General features: G+C 67.9%; 4 protein-coding genes. 2 read left to right on the top strand and 2 right to left on the bottom strand.

All coding sequences use genetic code 11. The annotated features are described in order from the left end of the window. Positions 1 to 57: 57 nt before the first annotated feature. Positions 58 to 303 (bottom strand): hypothetical protein, encoded by a 246-nt coding sequence (locus Acy02nite_RS45815; RefSeq protein WP_203756533.1) that lies wholly within the window; start codon positions 301 to 303, stop codon positions 58 to 60. A 902-nt stretch (positions 304 to 1205) separates the two neighbouring features. Between Acy02nite_RS45815 and Acy02nite_RS45810 the strand changes: the two genes are divergently transcribed. Next, on the top strand, positions 1206 to 1613 hold the full coding sequence (locus tag Acy02nite_RS45810; RefSeq protein WP_203756530.1) for a hypothetical protein: 408 nt from the start codon (positions 1206 to 1208) through the stop codon (positions 1611 to 1613). On the opposite strand, the gene Acy02nite_RS45805 is transcribed toward Acy02nite_RS45810, so the two are convergent. After that, the gene (locus Acy02nite_RS45805; protein ID WP_203756528.1) at positions 1591 to 2142 is read right to left on the bottom strand and encodes a hypothetical protein; all 552 of its coding nucleotides are present in this window, start codon (positions 2140 to 2142) and stop codon (positions 1591 to 1593) included. The two genes, Acy02nite_RS45810 and Acy02nite_RS45805, sit on opposite strands and share 23 nt — an antisense overlap. Positions 2143 to 2584: 442 nt before the next feature. On the opposite strand from Acy02nite_RS45805, the gene Acy02nite_RS45795 reads away from it, so the two are divergent. Beyond that, positions 2585 to 4409 (top strand): AAA family ATPase (locus Acy02nite_RS45795; RefSeq protein WP_203756526.1); only part of this gene is annotated, 1825 nt, incomplete at its 3' end.

Here is a 4409-nt window from a genome sequence, read left to right as displayed (position 1 = left end):
GTTGAAGATCGGGCATCTTCGCATAGTGGGTGCGGTAGCTTGGTGCCTTCTGCCCGCTTAACCGACGAATGGGTGATACTGCAACGCTTCCTCGATGATTTCCTCCTCGGTGAGTTCTGGTGTACGCCAGAAGAGAAGATCGCCGACCCGGGGGTACATCAAGAGCCTGGCGAGTTCATCAAAGAGCGCGCTCGCAGCGTCGTCGGAAATTCTGGGGTCCCGGAGGCGGCGGATCATGTCCGTTGCTTGCCTGCGCGCCTCGTCGTCCAGAGTTCGACTTTGCAGCCGTGGGCCGTCTGTCACACCAGCACGATAACCCCATCGATCCACACCAGCGCAACGTCCTCTTCTGCCGCGAGTCGCGTTCTGCGACTGAACGAGCGTGGTCAGCTTCTCGGCGGGGATGGAAGGCCGGCGTCGCGGAACGCTCGGCTGACGTGACGCCAGTCGCCGTTGCGGTAGTGCAGCGATGGTGGATCGACTCCGTTTGCGACGGCTGAGACGTTGATGCCAGCTCGTTGGAGCAGTATTGCGATCCGCTCGACCTCCGCAGGGTTGTCGGTCCATGTGTAGGTGGCTGGCATCTTGGCCCATTTGCTGCGGTCGGCGACGAGCACGGCAGCAAAGGCGGTGGCACCACCGACGGGCGCCGTGAGCCAGGCCGGGATACCGGTGAAGCGTGTGATGGCTAACCCCGTCGCGGCTCCAGAGATGCAGAGCCCGGCGATGGAGGCCCAGCCCGCCGCGTTGAGTTCTGCGGTCCGAAACAGTCTCGGCGGCGACCAACCGGTGAAGATGACAGGTAGGCCGACGATCGACGTTGACGTTCGGGCATACCCTCACCATGCCATCGGTCCGCTGGCTCGTTCGCCGATGCGCTCTCATGCCGCGATCCGGGTGCTCGCTCTTGCGTGACGGTAACAGACCGTAGTTGCCGGATGAGTCCGCCTGGTGGGGCCAGGTGAAGCCGTCACGCCGCCGTGTCCGGCGAGCGCCGGTGGAGCCAATTCGCGTGCGCCAGAACAGGAACCGCAACGTCGGCCTCGGTCCCGCCAGCCGTTGCCCGACGTCCGGCCGGAGCCCGTCGCGTGACTGGCAGCTCTGGCCGCCGGACGTCAGGCCGACTCCCTCCGTCGGCGCCAGCGCGTCGTCTACGCCATCACCGCGGCCAGCCGGTGCCCAGACGGAGATCAGCGTCGCCGCGATTGCCCGCGCCGCCGGGGCCGACCGCACGTTTCTCTATCGACACCGCGATCTGCTCGACCAGCTACATGCAGCCCAAACCCGCCCGTCGCCGAGCGGGACCGGCAGCGGTCAGCCGGGCCTCGCTCCAAGCCGACCTCGCCAACGCCCACGGCCAGATCACTCGCCAAGCCACCCACTTCCGTCGGCTGGAACACCGACTCTCCGAGCTGCTCGGCACCCAAGCATGGCGCGAAGCCGGCTTCGGCGCTCCCGCCGACATCGATGCACTGCAACGACACATCACCCACCTGGAGCAGCAGATCGTAGACCTGCAGGCCACAGTCATTGACTGCTATCAGGAACTCGATGCCGCCCGCGCCGCCAACCGGGAGCTCATCGCGAACCTCAACTGGCGCCCTCACCACTAGACCGGCCGCTGGCACGCCGGTCAAGCAGCGGCGGGCGTGCGGTCCGGGTGTGTTCGGGCGGCTGAAGCAACGCTGAGCGCCAGCCGGAGCGGGGACGGGACAGGCGGTTGCCCGCAGCCGCCGCGGTGATGACCAGGGTCACGCCGATCGGGATGGCGGCCATGGCCAGCAAGCCACCGCCGATGTTGCCGCCGATCACGCCCGCGGTCAAGGCGCGACCGGTAAGGGCAGCCAGGGACCCGGTCGCGGCCAGCGGGATCAGCACGAACCACCATCCCCAGCGGAGCCGGCGAGTGAGGGTCGCCCCGACCAGCAGAATCGTGGAGGCAACCGCGACGAGGCAAGCCACGATACCGACCGCACGGTCAGCGGCGGCTCCGAGACTGACCGCCTCGTAGCCGTAATCCAGCGGAATGCCTTCACGCAGCAGGTTCGGATCGGTCATGTCACCGATCAGCCACCAGGCAGCGACAGGCGCGGCGACGACCAGGGCGATGCCCGAACACAGAAGTGCCTTACCTGAGCTCATCCCATCCTCCGGCTGCCGTCATACGAGGTCACGAGCGTAGATCCCACCACCAAGATCACAAACAGTTCGCCGGCCCGGTGGTGCTTCCGCTCGTTACGCCCAGCTCAGAAACCCTTTCGGCCATTTCCACGCGACTCACTTCAACACGTGGGGGCTGACCTCGGCAGCGCGGGCGCCTTTCGCCAAGAAGCTGGACGGCCCATCCCTGCCAGCCAGTCGCTTGGGATCATGGATGAGTGGGGGATCCTGTGGAAAGTACGGCCGCTGCCGATCACGCCGAACTCGGCCCGCTGTTGCGCAGGCTGCGGCTTGCCGCTGATCTTTCGCTCGAGCAGTTGTCGCAGCCTCCGGCGTCAGCGACCGCGCCATCGGTGACATCGAGCGCGGGATCAGCAAGGGCCCGCGAGCCAGCACCGTGACAGCGCTCGCCACAGCGCTGAGGTTGGACGACGCCGACCGGCACGCGCTGGCCGCGGCGGCCCGGGCCGGCCGGCAGCGCGACCTGCCGAGGGTCGGCGGGTTCGCCGATTTGCCGCTACCGCGCGCCGTGCCTGACTTCACCGGCCGTGACGACGAACTGAACACCATCCGCACCTGGGCTCGGGCGGGGGAAGCGAGACGGGTTGTCCTGATCAGCGGTCCACCCGGAATCGGTAAGACGTCGCTGGCTCTGCACGCCGCCACCGGGCTGGCTGCGGACTTCCCCGAGGGGCAGTACTTCGTCGATCTGCAGGGCTTGAGCACGCAGCCGCTGAGCCCGTTCGACGTACTGTCCCGACTGATTCGCGCCGTCGACCCGCGGTCGCCGTCAGTTCCGCCGGCCCTCGCCGAGGCCACCGCCATGTGGCAACGAGTCAGCCGGGGCAGACGCATTTTGCTCGTCCTGGACAACGCCGTTGACGAGGCGCAGGTCGTGGCCGTGGTTCCCGGCGACGGCCGCGCCGCGGCGATCGTGACGAGCCGCCGGATGCTCAGCGGCCTCGACGCCGTCGATCGGCTGCCACTGGCACCGTTACCTGAGCAAGAATCGGTGGCACTGCTCGCCCGCCTGACGGCGGGGCGCGCCGCGACCAGCAGCGAGCTGAATCAGCTGGCCGAGTTGTGCGCGCACATGCCGCTGGCGATGCGGGTGGTGGGCAACCGGCTGGCCAGCCGCCGGTACTGGAGCGCCGCGGACGTGATCGCCCGGCTGGTCCCCGGTGAACGCCGCCTCGACGCCCTGTCCGCCGGTGACCTACAGGTCAATTCCGCGTTCGCGCTGTCGTACGACCAGCTGTCGCCAAGCGCCCAGTGCCTGTTCCGCCGGCTGCCGTTGGCGACCGGTGCCACGACCGGCGTCGAGACCGCTGCGGTGCTGATAGATCGGTCGGTTCACGAGACCGAGGATTTGCTCGATGAACTGACCGAGGTCAGCCTGCTCGACGAGGCATCACCCGGCCGGGTCCGCTGCCATGACTTGCTGCGCGCCTACGGCGAACGCAAGCTGGCCGACGAAGAGCCGCCCGAGCAGATCGAGTCGGTGCGGAAGCGGCTGCGGACGTGGCTGCTGGCCACGACCATCGCCGCTGGCCAGTGGTTCGAATCCGGACCTCAGGCAGCCGTGGTGCCACGTGATTCCGACGGGACGGGGATCGTGTCCTCGGAGCAAGCGGCGGGGGCCTGGCTGCTGGCCGAGGCCGACGCCTGGTTCGCCGCCCTGCGGCAAGCGGCGGACGCCGGTGAACATCGGCTGGTGGTTGACGTCGCCGAGTCGCTGCACTGGTACTCCGATCGATGGGTGTTTTGGCACCGTTGGCACGACGTCTTCGCTCTCTCCACCAATGCCGCTCGTCTGTTGGGCGACGACCGGCTGCGAGCCACTCATCTGGGGTATCTCGCCTGGACCCGGCTGGTTTGCGTGATCGACTACAACAAGGCCCTCGAGCACGCCGACGAGGCGTTCGAGTTCGCCTCCCGCGCCGGCGACGCCGTCCAGATGGGCTGGGCCCGCAGCTACCGGATTCGGGCGTTGGCGAGGCTCGGGGGACGTGAGGAGGAGCAACTGACGGCGACGCGGCAAGCCGTCGGCTACTTCACCGAGGCCCGCGACGGCATCGGACTGTCCCAGGCCCTCGTCAGTCGAGGCATCACATTGCACAGCCTGGCTCGGCATCACGAGGCGCTCACCGCTTTCGAGAGCGCCGTCGAGGCGGCGCTCGATCGGGAGACGGCCCCGGTCGAATCCATCGCCGCCATGGCCATTGCCGTAGCGCTTCACTATGCGGCCC

The organism is Actinoplanes cyaneus (genome assembly GCF_016862095.1).
GTDB classification, from domain to species: Bacteria; Actinomycetota; Actinomycetes; order Mycobacteriales; family Micromonosporaceae; genus Actinoplanes; species Actinoplanes cyaneus.
Note: the sequence above shows the minus strand (reverse complement) of the source record. Positions and strands in the feature narration are given on the sequence as shown.